The organism is Acidobacteriota bacterium, from assembly GCA_016716715.1.
GTDB lineage: Bacteria > Acidobacteriota > Thermoanaerobaculia > UBA5066 > UBA5066 > Fen-183.
In genome coordinates this window covers 166,173-186,058 of sequence record JADJVE010000009.1, presented here as the reverse complement: position 1 = coordinate 186,058, position 19,886 = coordinate 166,173, and the positions used below count along the sequence as shown (strand labels likewise).

General features: G+C 69.2%; 16 protein-coding genes. 13 read left to right on the top strand and 3 right to left on the bottom strand.

What is annotated here, in order from left to right; translation table 11 throughout:
- Nucleotides 1-31 precede the first annotated feature (31 nt).
- The 4 genes from IPL89_15435 to IPL89_15420 are packed head-to-tail and all read left to right on the top strand — an operon-like array spanning nt 32 to nt 3,687.
- On the top strand, nt 32-1,279 hold the full coding sequence (locus IPL89_15435) for a class I SAM-dependent methyltransferase (GenBank protein MBK9064565.1): 1,248 nt from the start codon (nt 32-34) through the stop codon (nt 1,277-1,279).
- 53 nt (nt 1,280-1,332) lie between these two features.
- A complete protein-coding gene (locus tag IPL89_15430) occupies nt 1,333-2,073 on the top strand; it encodes a DUF1295 domain-containing protein (GenBank protein ID MBK9064564.1) in 741 nt (246 codons plus the stop codon).
- Nucleotides 2,070-3,101: a class I SAM-dependent methyltransferase gene (locus tag IPL89_15425; protein MBK9064563.1), complete on the top strand. Its 1,032-nt coding sequence runs from the start codon at nt 2,070-2,072 to the stop codon at nt 3,099-3,101. Before IPL89_15430 ends, IPL89_15425 begins: the two co-directional genes overlap by 4 nt.
- A gap of 28 nt (nt 3,102-3,129) precedes the next feature.
- On the top strand, nt 3,130-3,687 hold the full coding sequence (locus IPL89_15420) for a sigma-70 family RNA polymerase sigma factor (protein MBK9064562.1): 558 nt from the start codon (nt 3,130-3,132) through the stop codon (nt 3,685-3,687).
- Nucleotides 3,688-3,711: 24 nt separating this feature from the next.
- Here IPL89_15420 and IPL89_15415 read toward each other — a convergent pair whose 3' ends face one another.
- Nucleotides 3,712-6,564, bottom strand: a complete 2,853-nt coding sequence (locus IPL89_15415; protein MBK9064561.1) for a protein kinase — start codon at nt 6,562-6,564, stop codon at nt 3,712-3,714.
- A gap of 54 nt (nt 6,565-6,618) precedes the next feature.
- Here IPL89_15415 and IPL89_15410 point away from each other — a divergent pair, with 54 nt between their 5' ends.
- Complete coding sequence (locus IPL89_15410) at nt 6,619-7,188, top strand: outer membrane beta-barrel protein (GenBank protein MBK9064560.1); 570 nt, start codon at nt 6,619-6,621, stop codon at nt 7,186-7,188.
- Here the strand turns inward: IPL89_15410 and IPL89_15405 are convergent.
- Together IPL89_15405 and IPL89_15400 are read right to left on the bottom strand one after the other, a co-directional pair.
- On the bottom strand, nt 7,185-8,168 hold the full coding sequence (locus IPL89_15405) for a pyridoxal-phosphate dependent enzyme (protein ID MBK9064559.1): 984 nt from the start codon (nt 8,166-8,168) through the stop codon (nt 7,185-7,187). The genes IPL89_15410 and IPL89_15405 overlap by 4 nt on opposite strands.
- Nucleotides 8,165-8,824, bottom strand: a complete 660-nt coding sequence (locus tag IPL89_15400; protein MBK9064558.1) for a DUF374 domain-containing protein — start codon at nt 8,822-8,824, stop codon at nt 8,165-8,167. The genes IPL89_15405 and IPL89_15400 overlap by 4 nt, the downstream gene beginning before the upstream one ends.
- Nucleotides 8,825-8,851: 27 nt before the next feature.
- Between IPL89_15400 and IPL89_15395 the strand changes: the two genes are divergently transcribed.
- From IPL89_15395 to ccsA (IPL89_15360), 8 genes are all read left to right on the top strand, one after another.
- Nucleotides 8,852-9,469, top strand: coding sequence for an ABC transporter ATP-binding protein (locus IPL89_15395; GenBank protein MBK9064557.1), 618 nt, complete (start codon nt 8,852-8,854; stop codon nt 9,467-9,469).
- Entirely contained in the window at nt 9,466-10,164 is a 699-nt protein-coding gene (locus IPL89_15390; protein ID MBK9064556.1) for a heme exporter protein CcmB, read from the top strand. Before IPL89_15395 ends, IPL89_15390 begins: the two co-directional genes overlap by 4 nt.
- 173 nt (nt 10,165-10,337) lie before the next feature.
- Entirely contained in the window at nt 10,338-14,924 is a 4,587-nt protein-coding gene (locus IPL89_15385; GenBank protein ID MBK9064555.1) for a hypothetical protein, read from the top strand.
- Nucleotides 14,924-16,219: a hypothetical protein gene (locus IPL89_15380; protein ID MBK9064554.1), complete on the top strand. Its 1,296-nt coding sequence runs from the start codon at nt 14,924-14,926 to the stop codon at nt 16,217-16,219. Before IPL89_15385 ends, IPL89_15380 begins: the two co-directional genes overlap by 1 nt.
- Before the next feature lie 107 nt (nt 16,220-16,326).
- Nucleotides 16,327-16,944, top strand: coding sequence for a cytochrome c biogenesis protein CcsA (gene ccsA, locus IPL89_15375; GenBank protein ID MBK9064553.1), 618 nt, complete (start codon nt 16,327-16,329; stop codon nt 16,942-16,944).
- Nucleotides 16,941-17,072, top strand: a complete 132-nt coding sequence (locus IPL89_15370; GenBank protein MBK9064552.1) for a CcmD family protein — start codon at nt 16,941-16,943, stop codon at nt 17,070-17,072. The genes ccsA (IPL89_15375) and IPL89_15370 overlap by 4 nt, the downstream gene beginning before the upstream one ends.
- Nucleotides 17,069-17,464: a cytochrome c maturation protein CcmE gene (locus IPL89_15365; GenBank protein ID MBK9064551.1), complete on the top strand. Its 396-nt coding sequence runs from the start codon at nt 17,069-17,071 to the stop codon at nt 17,462-17,464. Before IPL89_15370 ends, IPL89_15365 begins: the two co-directional genes overlap by 4 nt.
- A 1-nt stretch (nt 17,465) precedes the next feature.
- A complete protein-coding gene (gene ccsA, locus IPL89_15360; protein MBK9064550.1) occupies nt 17,466-19,862 on the top strand; it encodes a cytochrome c biogenesis protein CcsA in 2,397 nt (798 codons plus the stop codon).
- The last annotated feature ends 24 nt before the right edge of the window (nt 19,863-19,886 follow it).

Below are 19,886 nucleotides of genomic sequence, written 5' to 3'. Positions count from 1 at the left end.
TGCCGAAGACCGTTCTCTCGCCCCCGCGGCCGTGGCGCCCTCGGCCGCCGACCGCCTCGCCGTCCGCCTCGTCCTGCGACAGCTGGCGGGGTTGAAGGGCGGCGCCCTCCGCTTCGTCTTCCCGGACGGCACCGTCCAGCGCTTCGGCGACCCCGGCGCGGGCCCGTCGGCGCGCGTCGAGGCCGTTCGCTGGCGCGCGTTCCGGCGGCTCGTCACGGGCGGCGACCTGGCGGCGGCCGAGGCCTTCATGGATGGCGACTGGAAGACCGACGACCTCGTCGCAGTCGTCCGGCTCTTCATCGCGAACGCCGACCGCTTCGACCGCGACACGCCTCTCGCGCGCCTCCGGAACTGGGGCAACCGCCTGCTTCACGCCGCGCGGCGCAACTCGCCGGCGGGCGCCCGCCGGAACATCCAGGCGCACTACGACCTCGGGAACGCTTTCTACCGGCTCTTCCTCGACGAGACGATGACCTATTCGTGCGCGCTGTTCTCCCGGGAGGACGAGTCGCTCGAGGACGCGCAGCGCAACAAGTGGCGCCGGATCGCCGACCTCGCGGGTCTCGGCCCGGGCGTCAACGTGCTCGAGATCGGCTGCGGGTGGGGCGGCTTCGCGGTCTGGGCCGCCCGCACCTACGGATGCCGCGTCACCGGCCTCACGCTCTCGACGGAGCAGATGGCCCTTGCAAAGGAGCGCGCGCGGGACGGCGGTGTTTCAGACCTCGTGGACATCCGCCTCGTGGACTACCGGACGCTCCCGGCGGAGGGAAAGCGGTTCGACCGCATCGTGTCGATCGAGATGCTCGAGGCGGTGGGGTTCGAGTACCTCGGACGTTTCTTCGAGACCTGCGACGCGCTTCTCGCGCCGGATGGCCTCGCCGTCTTCCAGACGATCACCGTGCCGGACCATCGGCACGACCGGCTGCTCGCCCGGCCCGATTTCATCAAGAAGCACGTCTTCCCGGGCAGCCACGTGCCCTCGCTCACGGCCATCACCTCGGCCCTCTCGCGCCACACGACTCTCTTCATCGACCGGCTTGAGGAGATCGGGCCGCACTACGCCGAGACGCTGCGCCGCTGGCGCACCCGCTTCCTCGAACGCCGAGCCGAGGCCGCGGCCCTCGGCTTCGACGAACGGTTCCTCCGCATGTGGGAGTACTACCTCGCCTACTGCGAGGGCGGATTCGTCGAGCGCTACGTGAACGACGTCCATCTCGTCCTGACCCGGTCCGGCAACCGCTCGCTCGGGCCGATTCCGGCCTACCGGGGAGCGCCGTGAACGGACCCGAGGCGCTTCGCCTCGCGCTCCTGGCCACGGCCGTTGCGCTCACGATGATGGCGGCGCTCTGGGCGTGGCACCTCCGGTTGAAGAACGCGGGGATCGTGGATGCGGGGTGGTCCCTCGGCATCGGCCTCGTCGCGCTCCTCTACGCGCTTCTCGGCTCCGGCTGGCCGCCGCGCCGCGCCGCCGTGGCCGCGATGGCGCTCATCTGGTCGGTGCGCCTCACCGCTCACCTCGCGCGCCGCCTGCATGGCGAGCCCGAGGAGGGCCGATATCGGGCGCTCCGCGCCGAGTGGTCCGGAAAGGGAGCGAACGTCTCCCGGAGATTCCTGTTCTTCTTCCTCTTCCAGGGGCTGCTCGACGTCTTCCTGTCGCTGCCGATGCTTCTCGCCGTCCTGAACCCCGAGCCGCGTTTCTCGGGGTGGGAGATCGCGGGGGCCGCGCTCTGGCTCGTCTCCATCGCGGGAGAGAGCCTCGCCGACGCTCAGCTCAACGCCTTCAAGCGGAATCCCTCGAATCGCGGCAGGACCTGCGACACCGGGCTCTGGCGGTATTCGCGCCACCCGAACTACTTCTTCGAATGGCTCGTGTGGGTCGCGTGGTTCGTCTTCGCCCTCGGATCGCCGTGGGGGGCTTTGGCCGCGCTCTGCCCGGCGCTCATGCTGTTCTTCCTGCTCCGCGTGACAGGGATTCCGGCCACGGAAGAGCAGGCGCTGCGGTCGCGCGGCGAGGACTACCGCCGCTACCAGCGCACGACGAGCGCGTTCGTGCCGTGGTTCCCGAAGACATGAACGCCGACCGTCTCGTCTCGTCCGGCCTCGTCCCGGACGTCGTCCTCAGGGCCGCGATCCGCCGGCTCTGCTCCCGTCGCCTCGTGGAAGAGCACGCGGGCGACGCCGAAGAGGTCCAGCTAAGGCACGCGGCCTTCGTCGCCGCGATGCGGCAGGGCCCGATCGCGCTCGAGACCCGCGCCGCGAACGACCAGCACTACGAGGTGCCGCCCGCGTTCTTCAAGCTCGCGCTCGGGAAGCGCCTCAAGTACTCGAGCGCGCTGTTTCCTCCCGGCGTCACGTCCCTGGACGCCGCGGAGGAGGCCATGCTCGACCTCACCTGCCGGCGCGCGCGGCTCGAGGACGGACAGGAAGTGCTCGAGCTGGGCTGCGGATGGGGCTCCCTTTCGCTCTTCATGGCCGAGCGGTTTCCGAATTCCCGGATCACGGGGGTCTCGAACTCCCGCGACCAGCGCGCCCACATCGAGGAGGAAGCCCGCCGCCGCGGCCTCGCGAATCTCCGGATCGTGACGGCCGACATGAACGACTTCGCCCCGGGGGCCACGTTCGACCGTGTCGTGTCGGTCGAGATGTTCGAGCACATGCGCAACTGGGAAGCGCTCTTCGCCCGCGTCGCGGCGTGGATGCGGCCCGAGGCGCGGCTCTTCCTGCACGTTTTCTCGCATCGCGACGCGGCCTACCCGTTCGTCGCGGACGGCGAGGCCGACTGGATGGCCCGCAACTTCTTCACGGGCGGCCTCATGCCCTCCGACCGACTCGCCTTCTGCTTCGCGGACGATCTCACCGTCGAGGAGCACTGGCGCGTTTCGGGCACGCACTACGCCCGGACGGCCGAAGCGTGGCTCGAGAACCTCGACGCGCGGTGCGCGGAAGCACGTGCCGTGTTCGCGGCGCAGGGCGAATCGGGGAGGGCGCGCGTCGAGGCCTGGCGCGTCTTCTTCATGGCCTGCGCCGAGCTGTTCGCGTTCCGCGGCGGAAACGAGTGGATGGTGTCCCACTATCTCCTGCGACGGCGGAAGCCCGGATGACGTCTCGACCAACGTAAGATCTCATCCGGTGCAGGATTCCGCCGCCGACCTCGATCTCCTCGCGCGGATCAAGCAGGGGGACTCGGCCGCCCTCGACGCGCTCTACGCGCGATACTCCTCGCCCGTCCATTCCTTCGTCTGGAAGATTCTCCGGAGCGCCGAGGACACCGAGGACGTCGTGCTCGACGTCTTCTGGCAGATCTGGCGGCAGGCCGGCCAGTACGACGCCTCGCGGGGAGCGCCGCCGGCCTGGATCTTCGCGGTCGCGCGCTCGCGCGCCATCGACCGCCGGCGCCAGCGTCACCGGCGCGAGGACCGCACGATCTCGTTCGACGATCCCCTCGCGAACCTCGACCCTCTCGACGAGCAGGCGCCGCCCGACCAGGTGGCGTCCCACCGCCAGGCGCGCGACCTCATGCGCGAGGCCGTCGCGACGCTTCCTCCCGCGCAGCGGGAAGCCATCGAGCTCGCGTTCTTCCAGGGCCTGACCCACGTCGAGATCGCGGACCGGCTGAAGAAGCCGCTGGGAACGGTCAAGACGCGGATCCGCCAGGGCCTGATCCGCCTGAGAAAGACACTCGACTGAGGGATTCCGCTTCCCGCGGAGCGGCTACCCTTCCAGCGAGAGCAGCGCCGCGAGGAGCTCGCCGCCGTCCGGGTAGCGCTCGGGGCGGTGCCGGGCGAGCGTCTTCATGAGAATCCGGATCTCCTCCTCGTTCAGGAACGGCGCGTACGGACGCGGGTCGTCCGGATCGCGCTCGAGGCGCGCCACGAGGACGTCCTCGCCGACGTACGGCCAGCGGCCGGTCGCGAGCGTGTAGAAGGCCGCGCCGAGCGAGTACACGTCGGACGCGGGGCTCGGCATCTCGCCGCGCAGGACCTCGGGCGGGAAGAACGCGGGACTCCCGATGAGCTTCGACGTGCCGCCCGCGTCCGCCTGCGGAAGGGCGAGGCCGAAGTCGAGGATGCGCAGCGTGCCGTGCTCGTCGAGGATGAGGTTCGCGGGTTTGAGGTCGCGGTGGAGGATCCCCTTCGCATGAGCGGCCGCAACCCCGCGCGCCGCCTGCGTGAACCAGTTGCGCCAGTGCTTCCTCACGCGCTCGGGGTCTTTCTTGATGAGCTTCTGGAGGTTCGGGCCCTCGAGGTACTCCATCGCGAGGTAGAGGGAGCCGAAGCCGTCGCCGTAGTCGTAAAGGGCGACGACGTTCGGGTGCTTGAGGGCCGCGATCGCCTTGGCTTCGCGCTTGAAGTAGCGCATCGCCGTCTCGTCGCCGCGGAGCTGCCACGGTAGGATCTTCACCGCGACGAAACGGTCGAGCTTGCGGTCGAGCGCCTTGTGGACGACACCCATGCCGCCCCGGCCCAGCTCCGCGAGAATCTCGTAACGGTCCTCCGGCGTCTCGGGAAGACCCGACCCCGTCCGGAACGCGGGCGGGGGTGGCGGCGCGGAAGGCGGCGGGAGCGGGGCCTGAGCGGACGCAGGCACGGGCCCGGGGATGGCCAGCCGCGGCGGCTGGACCTTCTGCGTGACCGGGGAGCGCGTGACGGCTGCATACGGCCCGGACTTGTGCACCGCGGGCGTGCGGATGAGCGCGGACGGCATCGAGGAGTCGCTCTCGACGTCCCCGAACGGGAGCTGCGGCGCCACGCTCGAGCCGTCGAGGACGGACGGGTCGAAGGCGGCGATGCGGCCCAGCTCGATGCCCTCGCTTGAGTCGCCGGCGGCGCGCAACGCCCCGAGGAGCGTCATGTGGAGCGGCAGGTTGTCGGCCTGGACCGGCCCGCGCGGCAGGAACTCGCGCAGAACGTGGATGGCGTCCTCCGGCTCGTTCACCGCGAGGTGCGCGCGCGCGAGGTCGTGGAAAAGCTCCGCGAGCCCTTCGTCGTTGCGCGGCACGCTCGTGAGGTACTCCCAGGCCTTCTCGCGGTGCCCGCCGAGGAGGGCGCAGCGAGCGGCCTCGAGGCTCCGGCCCGTCCTGTGAAAGAGCTGCGCGGCCTCGTCGTACTGGTGGCCCGCCTGCAGCGCGGCCGCCGCCGCAGGCAGGCGTCCCGCGGCGCGGAACAGCGCGGCGGCCTTGTCGTACTGCTTGAGCTCGACGTAGATCGTCGCCGCCTTCTCGTGCTGGTTCGTCGCCTCGTACGCTTCCGCCGCCGCCTCGCTCGCGCCGCCCTTCTGGTAGAGCGCGGCCGCGCGCTCCGGGCGGCCCGCGTCCTTCCACGCGTCTCCCGCCTTCACGAGATCCCCGGCGCGCTCGTAGAAGCCGGCGGCTCTGAGCGGCTGGCCGGCGCGCCGCCACGCGTCCGCGGCGGACACGAGGTCGCCGCGCGTCTCGGCCTCGCGCGCGAGGAGCTCCTGCGCCGACTTCTCGTCGCCCGCGCGCGCGGCGGCGAGCGCGGCCTTCGTCAGGGCGCCGCTCTTCTCGAAGCTCTGGACGGCCTCCGTCGAGCGGCCGCTTTCGACGAACAGCTCTCCGGCGAGCAGGTACTCCTGCGCGGCGCGGAACGCCTCGGCCGCCTCGCCGGGCCGCCCGGCCACCCGGTACGCCTCGCCCGCGCGCTTCCAGAGCGCCGAACGCACCGGACCGCTCGTCGTCGCCTCGGCGAGCTTGCGGCACGCCTCCGCGAGGGTTCCGTTGTCGCCGAGGGCCTCCGAGATTTCCGCGAGGCGGTCCCAGCGGCCGCCCGTGCGGGCGAGCTGGAGCGCCTTGAGTCCCGTCTCCTCCGCGGCCGCCGCATTGCCCGCCGCCAGCCAGGCGCGCGAGGCCTCCCACAGCCACGCGTCGCCCGCATCCTGGTAGAGGCGGGCCGCCTCGGCCGCGTCGCCGTCGCGCAGCTCCAGCGCCGCCAGGCGCGCCCACGAGCGGCCCTTCTTGAACATGCGGCGCGCGCGGCGCACGTCGCCGGCCTTCAGGTAGGCGTCGCCCGCGCGGACCCAGTCCTTCGCCGACGCGTATCCGCGCGCGAGCTGGGCGTCGGGGAGAGGCGGCTTCCCGAGGCGGATCGCGAAGAGGCAGAAAAGGAGGCCGGCGAGGTCGATCGCGAATCGCAGCGTCGCGGTGCGGGCGAGCAGGCGCGACAAGGAAGACGCGGCGACGTCCTGCGAGGCAGCCTGCAGCGCCGGGATCCCGAAGAGCTCCGCGCCGAGGGCGAGGATCTGGTCGAGGTGGGCGGCCACGAGGCACCCCAGGCCGAGGACGAGGAGCAACGCCGAGGAGCGCAGCCAGTCGCCGATTGCGACGCCGCGCAGGTTCAACGCGTTCACGACGAGCCGCGCGAAGAGGAAGACGACGAGGAGCGAGCCGATCTGCGGCGCCCAGTAGAACCGGTGCTCGACCAGCGACCGCGCCAGATCCTGGGTCGCCGTGTTCGCGCGCGCCCAGTCCACCGCGCGGACCAGCCCGAGCTGCGCGGCGAGCGCGAGAATCAGAGATGGGAGGTCGTCCTTCCAGGTTCTGCCGGCCACAGGTATCGCGATTATGAGCGATCCCGGGTCCGGGCGCGGTAGAGTCCGCCCCCGATGCCGGGCCGACCGACCGTCCTCGCCTGCGCCGCCGCGGCGCTCCTCGCCGCCGCCCCCGCGACCGCCCAGTCGAACTCGGATCCGGACGCGCAGTGGGGCGCCCACGTCGGCGTCGTGACGGGCCCCGACGCCGACGGCGCGCACCCCTCCTTCGGCCTGCACTGGCGCCCTCGGCTGACGGGCGCCCTCGGCCTCGAGGTCTCCGCCGGCTACGAGCGCCTGTCCTGGTCGGGCGCGAGCGGGACCATGGAGGCCGACCACGTGCCCGTCGACGGCTCGCTCCTCTTCTACTTCTTCTCGACGCGCCGCGTGCAGCCGTACGTTCTCGCCGGGATCGGCTATCACTGGGTGAATCCATACGGCGGGAATCCCCCAGCCGGGACGACGTACCAGTCCCAGAACCTCTTCGCGCTTCAGGGCGGCGCCGGCGTCGACGTGCGCGCGGGCGAGAGGCTCTCGCTCTGGGTCGACGGACGCTGGACGTTCCTCGACGTCACGGCGGTCAAGGACCTGGGCCTGAGATCCGACACGCTCCGCGTCAGCGCGGGCGTGAACGTCGCCTTCTAGACCGAGCCCGCGGGCAGTCCCGTCACGAGCCGGCCGAAGGCCTCCGGATCGACGTTTCCGCCCGAGAGCACGACGCCGATGCGCTTGCCCGCCGCGTCCGGAACCCTCCCGGCGAGAAGCGCCGCCAGCCCAGCCGCCCCGCCGGGCTCGACGACGAGCTTCATGCGCGCGAAGAGGACCGACATCGCGATCCTGAGCTCGAGGTCGGAAACGGTCAGGATCCCCTTCGCGAGAGCGGACACGATCGCGAACGTGTGGACGCCGGCGCGCGTCGTCTGAAGGCAGTCCGCGATCGTGGCGGGGACCGGGATCTCGACCGGATGCCCGGCCGCGAGCGAGCGTTTGAAATCGTCCCCGGCCTCCGGCTCGACGCCCCACACCCCGATCCCGGGGCGGAGCGCCGTCGCGGCGACCGCGACGCCCGAGAGCAGGCCGCCGCCGCCGCACGGGGCGAGGACGAGGTCGAGGTCCGGCGCGTCCTCGAGCAGCTCGAGGGCCGCCGTGCCCTGCCCCGCAATCACGGCCGGGTCGTCGAAGGGCGGGACGAGGATGCGCCCCTCGCGCTCGACGATGTCCTTCGCGATCGCCTCGCGACTCTCCCGCGCGCGGTCGTACACCTTCACCGTCGCCCCGTAGCCGCGCGTCGCCGCGAGCTTGAGGGCGGGCGCGTCGTGCGGCATGACGATCGTCGCGGAGATGCCGAGCGTCCGCGCGGCGAGGGCGACCGCCTGCGCGTGGTTGCCCGACGAGAAGGCGACGACGCCGCGGCGCCGCTCTTCCGGGGACAGAAGCGTCAGACGCGAGAACGCGCCGCGCGCCTTGAAGGCGCCGACCTTCTGGAACGTCTCGCACTTGAAGAAGAGGCGCGCGCCGACGCGCGCTTCTAGGCTCGAGGAGGTCAGGACGGGCGTGCGGTGGACGTATGGCGCGACCCGGAGCCGGGCGGCCTCGACGTCCGCAAGGGTGACGGGAAGCGTCATGCCTTCCTCAGCCTTTCGCGCGGCGCGTTCGCGACGCCGCAGAGACGGTCCGCCTCGTCGGTCGCGGCGTCGATCGCGGCAGCTGCCCGGGCGAGGAACGTCGCCTCGGTCTCCTCGCCCCCCCGCTCGAGCGGCGGCCCGAAGACGACGACGCACCGCGAGAACGGGAGCGGCATGAGGAAACGGTCCCACGAGTTCAGGAAGCGCGGGTTCGACGACGACGAGGACGACGGCAGGACGAGGCCGCTCCCCTGCTCGGCCAGGACGAGGATTCCGCGCTTGCACGTCCGCGCGGGCCCGCGCGGGCCGTCGGGCGTCAGCGCTCCGCCGGGAGCCGACGCCAGGGCCTCGAGGAACTCGGCGGAGGCGACGTCGCCCCCGCGCGAGGACGAGCCGCGCGCCGCGACGAAGCCCCAGTACTTGAGGAACGTCGCGATGATCTCCCCGTCCTCGCTCTTCGAGGCCATCGTGACGTAGCCCTCGCCCCGGTGCGCGAGGATCCCGCCCACCATCCGCTGGTGCCAGATCGCGTGGAGCGGCTTCTTCCCCTTCGCGCGGATCGCCTGCCGGTTCTCCTCGCCGACGATCGTGATGCGGAGCGTCGCCTTCCAGAGCGAGATCGCGAGAAAGACGAGGACGCCGAGAAATCGCTGCACCACGGGAGGGATTATCCTTCCGCCCGCATGCGTCTCGTTGTCGATGGCCTGACGCGCTCCTATGGCGCCCGGAGGATCTTCGGCCCGCTGTCGTTCGAGGTCCCGGCGGGGAGCGTCCTCGGCGTCGCGGGTTCGAACGGGAGCGGAAAGACGACGCTCCTCAAGACCCTCGCGGGCCTGATCCGTCCGAGCGCCGGAAGCACGAAGATTTTCTTTGAAGGTGAAGAGGGGGCGGGCTTCGGCCCCCGTGACGTTCCGTGGTGCATCGGGTGGGTGGCGCCGGATCTCGCCCTCTACGGAGAGCTGACCGCAGAGGAGAACCTCGATTTCTTCGAAAGGGTCCGCGGGCGAGCGACTTCCCGCGCGATAGAGCTCCTCGCGGGAGTCGGCCTTCCCGAGAATTCACACTCGAAGAAATCTCTCTCTTCTCTTTCTACGGGCCAGCGCCAGCGCGTCAAGCTTGCGTACGCGACGCTCCACGACCCCGCCGTCCTTTTCCTCGATGAGCCGTCCTCGAACCTCGACGCAGACGGCGTCGAAGTCGTCGCCCGAGTCGTAGCCGCTCAGCGCGCCCGGGGAATCGCGATCATCGCCTCGAACGATCCGCGGGACCTCGCGCTGGCCGACGAGACCGTGTCGTTATGAGCGCGCGCCGGCCCGCACCCCTCCTCGAGGCCGCTCTCGCCATCCTCCGAAAGGACCTCCTCGCGGAATGGCGCACGCGGGTTGCCGTGAACGCGCTCTTCCTCTTCGCGTTCGCGGTCCTCGTCCTCGTCGGTTACGCCGTCGGCCCGACGCGCCTCGCGCCCGAGGACCGGCCCACCGTGAACGCGGTGCTCCTGTGGATCGTCATCTTCTTCTCGGCGATGACGGGCCTCGCGCGCGTGTTCGTGAAGGAAGAGGAGGGCGGAACGGCCGCCGCCCTGCGGCTCGCGGCGCCGCCCGCCGCGGTCCTCCTCGGCAAGTACCTCGTGAACATCGTTCTTCTCTTCGCGGTGACGGCGTTCATCGTGCCGCTCTTCCTCGTCCTGACCTCCTTCGAGATCGCCTGTCCATCTCTCTTCGTCGCGCTCCTGGTGCTCGGCTGCCTCGGCCTCGCGGGCGCCTCCACGTTCACGGCGGCGCTTGTTTCGAAGGCGTCAGCCAAGGGAGCGCTCTTCGCCGTGCTCTCCATCCCGCTCCTTCTCCCGCCGCTCATCGCGGCCGTCTCGGGCACGCAGGTGGCGGCGCGGGATGTGGACTTCTCGGCGGGCCTCGACTTCGTGCGGGTGCTCGTGGCGTACGACGGCGTCGTCACGACGGCGGCCTTCGCGCTCTTCGACGCCGTCTGGCGCGAGTAGCCCGGTCCTGAGACGATTTCTCAACGTTAGCCGGATTCACTCTCAACAAAGCCCGACAGGTCGGGTTGAGACGTCGTTTTCCGCGTCGGCGTGTCCACGGAACGACCTCTTTCCCGGGACAAAATGGCATTAACTCATTCGGGTAGAGGGGATTGGACTACGAAGGTGACTAGGTGACCGTCCGCCGGACGCTTCTCGCCCTCGGCTTGGCGGCCCTTTGGGCCACGCCGGAGGCTCGGGGAGCGCAGGGGCTCGGCAGCCTCGTCTCGCCCGGAAAGCTTTCCAAGCCGCACGCGAAGCTCGAGGGTCTCGACAAGTGCCAGAGCTGCCACGAGCCGGGCCGCCAGGTCACCGCCGCGCGGTGTCTCGAATGCCACAAGCCCGTCGCCGAGCGCATCAAGGCGAAGAAGGGCGTCCATCGCGAGGTCACGGGAAAGGACTGCGCGGGGTGTCACGTCGAGCACGCGGGCGTCGACGGAGACCTCCGGCACTTCGAGGCGAAGGGCTTCGACCACAAGGGCGAGGCCGGGTTCGCCCTCGACGGCCTGCACGCGCCGCTCGAGTGCAAGGCCTGCCACAAGGCGCGCTCGTACCTCAGCGTCTCCCCGTCGTGCGCGTCCTGTCACAAGGACGTCCACAACGGGACCCTCGGCGCCACCTGCCAGACGTGCCACCCCACGAACGTGGCCTTCAAGGACACGAAGAAGGGCTTCGACCATTCCAGGACGAAGTACCCGCTGACCGGGGCGCACGCCAAGGCGCCTTGCGAGAGCTGCCACAAGACGAAGGGCCAGTACCGGATCGAGCGCTTCGGCGCCTGCGAGGACTGCCACAAGAACCCCCACGTCCCCTCGCTCGGGACGTGCACGACGTGCCACGTCACGACGAGCTTCAAGACGCTCGCCGAGGGCCAGAAGTTCGACCACGCCAGGACCGGTTACCCGCTCAAGGGCCGTCACGCGGCCGTCGCTTGCAAGACGTGCCACGTCAAGCCCACGACGCTCGTCAAGCTCAGGTTCACGCGCTGCGCCGACTGCCACCAGGACGCCCACAAGGGCCTCTTCCCCGGCGAGGACTGCGCGGCGTGCCACACGGAGGCCGGTTTCAAGCCCGCGAAGTTCGACCACGCCGCGCGCACGAAGTTCGCTCTCGACGGCAAGCACGCGACCGCCACGTGCGTCGCCTGCCACAAGCCGGCGGGCGTGCAGGCCCGCGTCAACATGCCGGTCTCTCAGCGGACCGTCGATTTCCGCGGCGCGAAGTCCGCGTGCGCCTCCTGTCACACCGACTTCCACAAGGGAAAGCTGGGGACGACCTGCCAGACCTGCCACGGGACGAGTTCCTTCAAGCTCTCGGCGTTCCAGCACCCGCGCCAGCCCGAGTTCTTCCAGGGCGCCCACGCCGGGGTCGCGTGCGAAAAGTGCCACAAGTCCGAAGCCTCTGCTCCCGCGGGCGGACTCGTGAGAGGCACCGCGGCGCCGCCCGCGGTCTCGCGACAGTACAAGGGCGTCCCGTACGAGTGCGCCGCCTGCCACAAGGACCCGCACCTCGGCCAGGTGGGCACCGACTGCGCGAAGTGCCACGGCCTCAGGGAGAAGGGCTACAAGGCGGACCTCTTCGTCCACACGGCCTCGAAGTTCCAACTCACGGGCAAGCACGAGACCGTTCCGTGCGCGAAGTGCCACGCGAAGGAGGCCGCGAAGTTCCCGGCGGGGACCGGGACGGCGGTCCGCCTGACCGGGATCTCTCCGGAGTGCAAGACCTGCCACAAGGATCCGCACCTCGGCCAGCTCTCGCCGCGCTGCGAGACCTGCCACGACTCTTCCTCGTTCAAGGTTGCAGCGTTCAAGCACCCGAAGAAGAAGGAGACCGCGGAGTTCTTCGTCGCCAAACACGCGACGATCGCGTGCGCCGAGTGCCACAAGAAGGAGACCGCGGACTACCCGGCCGGCCGGGGGACCGCCGTGAGGTATACGGTCCCGGTCGCCTGCTCGCACTGCCATGAGGACGCGCACCGCGGCGCCCTCGGGCGCGACTGCGCCTCCTGCCACAACGCCGTCATCTGGCGGACTGCGTCTCGCGCCTTTCACAAGACGGCCGCCTTCACGCTGGAGGGCAAGCACCTCGCAGTCCCCTGCGCAAGCTGCCACCTCAAGGGCGTCCTCAAGGGCACCCCCACGGGCTGTTACGACTGCCACTGGATCCGCAAGCAGGACGACCGATTCAAGACGGCTCTCGGCGGCGATTGCCAGACCTGCCACCGGCCCATCACGTGGAGCGCCGTCACGTGGAGCCACGCGGCCGCGACGAGCTTCACCCTCGAGACGCCCCACCGGACGCTCGACTGCGAGTCCTGCCACAAGGCCCAGGTCTTCAAGGGGACGTCGCGCGACTGCTATTCCTGCCACCGCACGGACTACGAGCGCGTCCAGAACCCAAGCCACGCCGCGGGCGGGTTCCCGACGGACTGCACCGGCTGCCACAAGGCCTCGTCGCCTACGTGGCAGGGCGCGAGCTTCACGCACGCGACGTTCCCGCTGGCCGGAGTCCATGTAACGCAGCCCTGTGCCGCGTGCCACAAGAACAACGTATTCAAGGGCACGCCCCGAGACTGCTTCACGTGCCACCGGACGGACTACCAGGCCTCGAAGAACCCGCCGCACGCCGCCGCGGCGTTCCCCACGGCGTGCGATTCCTGCCACAAGTTCTCGGCTCCGAACTGGAAGGACGCCGGGTTCAACCACAACGTGACGACGACGTTCGTCCTCGCCGGCGTCCACGTGACGCAGGCGTGCACGGCCTGCCACGTCAACAACGTGTTCAAGGGCACGCCGCGCGACTGCTACTCCTGCCACAAGGCCGACTACCAGAACTCCAAGAACCCGTCGCACCCGGCCGCCGCCTTCGCGACGACCTGCGACACGTGCCACAAGTACACGGACCCGGCGTGGAAGCCCGCGAGCTTCAACCACAACACGGCGACGACGTTCGCCCTCGCGGGCGTCCACGCGACGCAGAGCTGCGCGACCTGCCACGTCAACAACGTGTTCAAGGGCACGCCCCGCGACTGCTACTCCTGCCACAAGACCGACTTCCAGAACTCGAAGGTCCCGCCGCACGTCGCCGCCGGATTCGCGACGACCTGCGACACGTGCCACAAGTTCTCCGACCCGGCGTGGAGGCCTGCGAGCTTCAACCACAACACGGGGACGACGTTCACCCTCGCGGGCGTCCACGCGACGCAGACCTGCGCGACCTGCCACGTCGCCAACGTGTTCAAAGGCACGCCCCGCGACTGCTACTCCTGCCACAAGACCGACTTCCAGAACTCCGTGAACCCGGGCCACGTCGCCGCGGGCTTCCCGACGACCTGCGACACGTGCCACCAGTTCTCCGCGCCGGCCTGGAAGCCCTCCACCTTCAATCACTCGACGTCCACGACGTTCCCGCTCGCCGGCACGCACACGACGCAGCTCTGCAGCGCCTGCCACAAGAACAACGTCTTCAAGGGGACGGCCCGCGATTGCTGGACGTGCCACAAGACCCAGTACCAGAACTCGGTGAACCCGGGCCACGTCGCCGCGGGCTTCCCGACGACCTGCGACACGTGCCACAAGTTCGCCGACCCGGCCTGGAAGCCCGCAAGCTTCAACCACAACACCGCCACGACGTTCCTCCTCGCCGGCACACACGTCACCCAGGCGTGCACCGCCTGCCACAAGAACAACGTCTACAAGGGCACCGCCCGCGACTGCTGGACGTGCCACCAGCCCGACTACCAGAAGTCGGTCAATCCACCGCACGCCTCGGCGGGTTTCCCGACGACGTGCGACACCTGCCATCAGTTCTCCGCGCCGGCCTGGAAGCCCTCCACCTTCAATCACTCCACCTCCACGACCTTCCCGCTCGCGGGCGTCCACACGACGCAGCTCTGCAGCGCCTGCCACAGGAACAACGTCTACAAGGGCACGGCCCGCGACTGCTACACGTGCCACCTCGCCGACTACCAGAAGTCCGTCACCCCGCCCCACGTGACCTCCGGCTTCCCGACGACGTGCGACACGTGCCACCAGTTCTCGGCGCCGGCCTGGAGGCCCGCGAGCTTCAACCACTCGACGAACACCACGTTCCCGCTCGCCGGCGTCCACGTGACGCAGGCCTGCACCGCCTGCCACAAGAACAACGTCTACAAGGGCACGGCCCGTGACTGCTACACGTGTCACCAGAACGACTTCCGCGCGTCCGTCACCCCGCCGCACCTTTCCGGCGGTTTCGGGACGGCCTGCGACACGTGCCACCAGTTCTCGGCGCCCGCATGGAAACCGTCGATCTTCAACCACTCGTCGATGACGCCGTTCGCGCTCGTGGGTGTGCACGCGACGCAGGCCTGCGCCAAGTGCCACACGACGACGCCGTACCGCAACGCGCCGCTGACGTGCGTCGGCTGCCATCTGACTGTCTACAACAGCTCGAAGAACCCGAGCCACCTCGCGGCCGGCTTCCCCACGACGTGCGACACCTGCCACAGGGCGACGGACGCGACCTGGCAGCAGGGCAAGTTCAACCACACGTACTTCCCGCTCGTCTCGAACCACAACGTTCCCTGCAACCAGTGCCACACGACCGTGAACGTGTTCACCGTATTCAATTGCATCGGCTGCCACACGAAGTCCCAGACGGACAACAAGCACAAGGGCCGCGCCGGCTACTCCTGGACGTCGACGGCGTGCTACTCGTGCCACCCGAACGGGAAGGGCTGATGCGCCGTGGCCTCGCGAACCTCGCCGTCCTCGCGGCGATCGCGGCATGGGGAGCTCCGGCCGTGGCGCAGTCGGCGCTCGACTGGGGCCGCATCTCCGTGTTCGGGCAGGTCATCCGCACGAAGAACGTCGACGGGACGACGAGCGCCTACAACGAGCTCAGCGGGTCCGTCTCGATTCACACGCCGCCGCGGGACCTGGACGGCATGGAGTTCTCGCTCGACGCCCGCGGCTCCGAGTACCCGTCCGTCGCGAACCGCGACCCCCGCTGGACCGTCTACGACGCGTGGGTCGGCGGCCGGGTTGCAAACGGCAAGGTCGCCGTCCGCCTCGGGCAGATGTACCTCAACGACCTCGGCGCCCTCGGCGGCGTGGGCGGCCTCGCGCTCGAGACGCGGGCCGGCAAGATCCGCATGGGCGTCTTCGGCGGTCTCGAGCCGAAGGGCTATGACCCCGGCTACGTTCAGGACGTCAAGAAAGGCGGCGCCTACGTCGCGTACGACGGCGAGCGCGGCTGGCGCGACGTGCTCGGCTTCGTGACGATCCGCAACCAGAACCTCGCGGAGCGGAACGTTCTCACGACCACGAACTTCATCCCGATCGGCCGGGAGTTCTTCCTCTACCAGGCGGCCGAATACGACCTGACCGGGCCCGGAGGGGTGGGAAACGGCGGCCTCGCCTACTTCTTCGCGACCGCCCGCTGGGCCCCCGTACGGGCCTTCGAGATCCAGGCGCTCTACCAGCACGGCCGCTCGATCGACGCGCGGTCGATCACGCAGGACCAGATCGCGGGCCGGCCGATCGACGCCAAGAGCCTCGATGGCTTTCTCTTCGACTCGATGGGCGGCCGCGCGACCGTCGAGTTCGCCCGCGGGTGGCGCGCCTGGGCGGGCTACTACCAGGACAAGAGCAACCGCGACGACGTCGCGCAGGACCGCTTGCAGTTCGGCCTCTCGGCGATGAACGTCGCGGGCTCCGGCTTCGACGTGTTCGTGTCGGACAACCGGACGAACCGCCCGGGCAGCAACAGCTACGACGCCTGGTACTTCTCCCTCGGGAGGAGCCTCGGGTCGAAGTTCTACCTGACCCTCGACTACTCCACGTCGCTGTCCGTCCTGCAGCTCACCGACACGGGCGGCCTCACGATCGTGAACCGCCCTTCCTCGAGGCGCTACAGCCTTTCGGGAATCTGGAACATGTCCCGCTCGTTCTCGCTTCTCGTGACGGGGGAGCAGCTGGACGACGACACGGCGACACAAAACCGCTGGCTCCTGGGCCTGACCTACCGTTTCTGACACCGAGTCTCTGAAGCAAGTGAACTAATGGGCCGTCCCGTTACGGAAGGTATGATCCCCGCGTGAAGAGTCTCGGACTCATCTCCAAGTGGTTCCTGGGCCTCGGGATGGCGGCAATCTGCTGGGGGGCCTTCCTCTATGCGCGCCCGGCCCAGAACTTCGTCGGCGAGTCCTCGCGGATCGTCTTCTTCCACGTCCCGCAGGCCTGGGTGTCGACCGTCGCCTTCTTCGTCGCGGCCTGGTACTCGTGGATGTACCTGAGGAAGCGGCGGATCGAGGACGACGACGCCGCCTCCGCGGCCGCCCGCCTCGGGTTCCTCTTCTGCGTCCTCGCGACCGTGACGGGCTCGATCTTCGCCCGCGTCATGTGGAACTCGTACTGGAACTGGGACCCGCGCGAAACGTCGATCGTCCTGCTCCTCCTCGTCTACGGCGCGTATCTCGGTCTCAGGGGCGCGCTCGAGGACCCCGAGCGCCGCGCGACCCTCTCTGCGGCCTACGCGCTCGTCGCGGTCGTGACGGTGCCGTTCCTCGTCTTCGCCGTGCCGCGCATGTACCAGTCGTTACATCCGGACACCGTGATCAACACGGAGGGAAAGGTGAAGATGTCGTCCGACATCCGCCTGATCTTCTTCTCGTCGATGGTGGCTTTCATGGGACTTTTCTACTGGATGTGGAACCTCGACCGCCGCATTTCCCGCCTCGTCCGCGAGAGGTCGGCATGAGCACGGCTCTCGGATACGTCGCCGCGGTGAACATCGTCATCTGGGCCGGAATCTTCGGCTACCTCATCTACCTGGATCGCCGGGTGCGCGCCGCCGAGGCGCGTTCCGGCGGGGAGAACACAAAATGAAACGCGCCTACTGGGCCGGAGCCATCCTGATCCTCGGCTTCCTCGCCCTCGGACTGACGACGTTCACGAAGACCATGACGCCTTACGTGTCGTTCACCGAGGCGAAGGCCTCTCGCCGCACCGTTCAGGTGATGGGCGCCCTCGAAAAGGGCTCCACGAAATACGACCAGGACAAGAAGGTCCTCAACTTCACGCTCGTCGACCCGCAGACGAAGGAGCTGATCCCCGTGTCCTACACGGACGTCAAGCCGGCGAACTTCGAGGACGCGGTGTCGATCGTCGCGATCGGCCGCTACGAGAACGACAAATTCACGGCGGAGAAGCTCCTCGTGAAATGCCCCTCGAAATACCAGGGCGAGGAGATCGAGAAGCAGTACGGGAAGAAGGCCTGACATGGGCCTGGGATCCCCCCTCGGTTTCGCGCCGGGCACCGTCGCGATGTGGGCGGCGCTCGTCTTCGGCGTCCTCTGCGCGCTGACGTACTGGCGCGCAATGCGCGTGGCCGCGGCGACGGCCGGCGGCCCTGCCCTGTTGCCATTCGAAGAAATCCCCTCTTCGTCCCCTCTTCTCCTCGCCCGCCGCCTCTATTACGCCTTCACGTTCTCCGTCGTCCTCGCCTCGGTCCTCCTCATGGGCCGGCTCCTGTCCCACGACTTCCGCCTCTCGTACGTGTCGTCGTACTCGGGCCGGGATCTCCCCTACTACTACCTGTTCTCGACGTTCTGGGCCGGACAGGAGGGTTCGTTCCTTCTCTGGCTCTTCTTCGGCTCGCTCATCGGCCTCTTCGTCCTACGTTCAGCCAAGGAGCAGGAGCCGCCGGTCATGATCGTGTACGTCGCCTCCTTCATCGGGATCGTCGCGATCCTCGTGAAGCAGTCGCCGTTCCGCTTCCTCGGCCAGATCCCGCCCGACGGCCAGGGCCTGAATCCGCTCCTGCAGGACCCGTGGATGGTCATCCACCCGCCGGTCATGTTCTCCGGCTTCGCCTCGCTCAGCGTGCCGTTCGCGTTCGCGATCGCGGCGCTCTGGATGAAGCGCTGGGACGGCTGGGTCGTCCGCGCGATGCCCTGGGCGCTCTTCACGTTCGTGACGCTCGGCACCGCGATCCTCATGGGCGGCTACTGGGCGTACAAGACGCTCGGCTGGGGCGGCTACTGGGCGTGGGACCCGGTGGAGAACACGTCGCTCGTGCCGTGGCTCGCGACCGTGGCGCTCGTCCACGGGATGTTCCTCCAGAAGGCGCGCGAGAAGCACCGGAAGATCAACATCATCCTGGCGATCCTCGCGTTCTGCTGCATCCTCTACGGCACGTTCCTGACGCGCTCCGGCGTCCTCGCGGACTTCTCCGTCCATTCCTTCATCGACCTCGGGATCACGGGCTGGCTCGTCGCCATCATCGTGGTCTTCCTCGTGGGAGGCCTCGGCCTCCTCGCCTTCCGGTGGAAGGAGATCCCGGTCGTGTCCGACCTCGACGCGGCCGGCAAGGAGAAGGAGGAGCCGTTCCTCTCGCGCTCCGTCCTCTTCATCCTCTCCGTGACTCTGTTCAGCGCCTCGGGCCTCGTCATCCTCCTCGGCACGTCCGCACCGATCCTCACCCGCATCGGCGGCAAGGCTTCGCAGGTCTCGACGAGCTTCTACAACGTCACGCACGCGCCGATCGCCGCGCTCATGGCGTTCCTCGTCGCGCTCGTCCCGTTCCTGTCCTGGCGCGGGGAGACGCTCGCCGTCGTGGCGAAGAAGGCGTTCGTCGCCGCCGCCATCGGTCTCATGGGCGGCGGCGTCGCCTTCGCGGCCGGCGTCCACTCCGTGCGCGACCTCGCCATCCTCTCCTTCGCGGTCTTCGGGATGGCCGCGAACGCGCAGACGGTCGCGCTCTTCGTGCGGCGCAAGGCGGTTTCCACCGTGGGCGGCTACCTCGCGCACGTGGGCGTTTCGATCATGCTCGTCGGGATCCTCGTCTCCGGCGTCTACGAGACGAAGCAGCAGATCAACCTCCCGAAGGGCCAGCCGACGCAGGTGGGCCGCCACACGATGACGTTCACCAAGGTCGTCTTCGTGAACGAGAAGGGCGACGTCAAGCAGCCCGAAGAGCTCAACATGCTCGACCTGAACGACCGCCGCGCCAAGCAGGCGATGGAGGTCGAAGTCGCGTCGCCTTCGGGCAAGGTCTGGAAGGCTTACCCGAAGATGTACATGAACCAGCGCACGCAGCAGATGATGGCGAACCCCGACGTGCGCTCGACCCCGCTCATGGACCTCTACGTTTCGCCGCAGTCCTACGACCCGGGGCAGCCCGCGCGCGTCGAGGGCTCGACGATCGCGCTCAAGAAGGGCGAGAGCAAGAGCGCCGACGGGATCAAGATCAAGTTCCTGGACTTCTCGGCGGATCGCTCGGCGATCAACGACGCCACGCGTCCCCACGTCACGGTGACGGCCAACTTCCTCGTGACGACTGCCGAGGCCGCCGAGGAGAAGACGGCTAAGTTCGTCATGTACTTCGGCGCGACCGACGGCGGGCAGGCCACAGAGGCGCCCGACACGCCGCTCCCCGGCAAGGGCCGCATGCGCATCAAGCGGGTGTCCCCGAACGAGGGGACCTGCGAGCTGGAGCTCATGGGCGTCGCCGCGGGCGGCGACCTCAAGCCCGCGACGGCCGAGACGCTCTCGATCGACGTCACGACGAAGCCCCTGATCTCCCTCGTCTGGGGCGGCTTCTACGTGATGATGCTGGGCGGCCTCGTGGCGCTCCTCAGGCGCGCGAAGGACTCCCGGCAAGCCGCCGTCGCCTGATCGCAGGCAGCGGGGGTCCGGTTG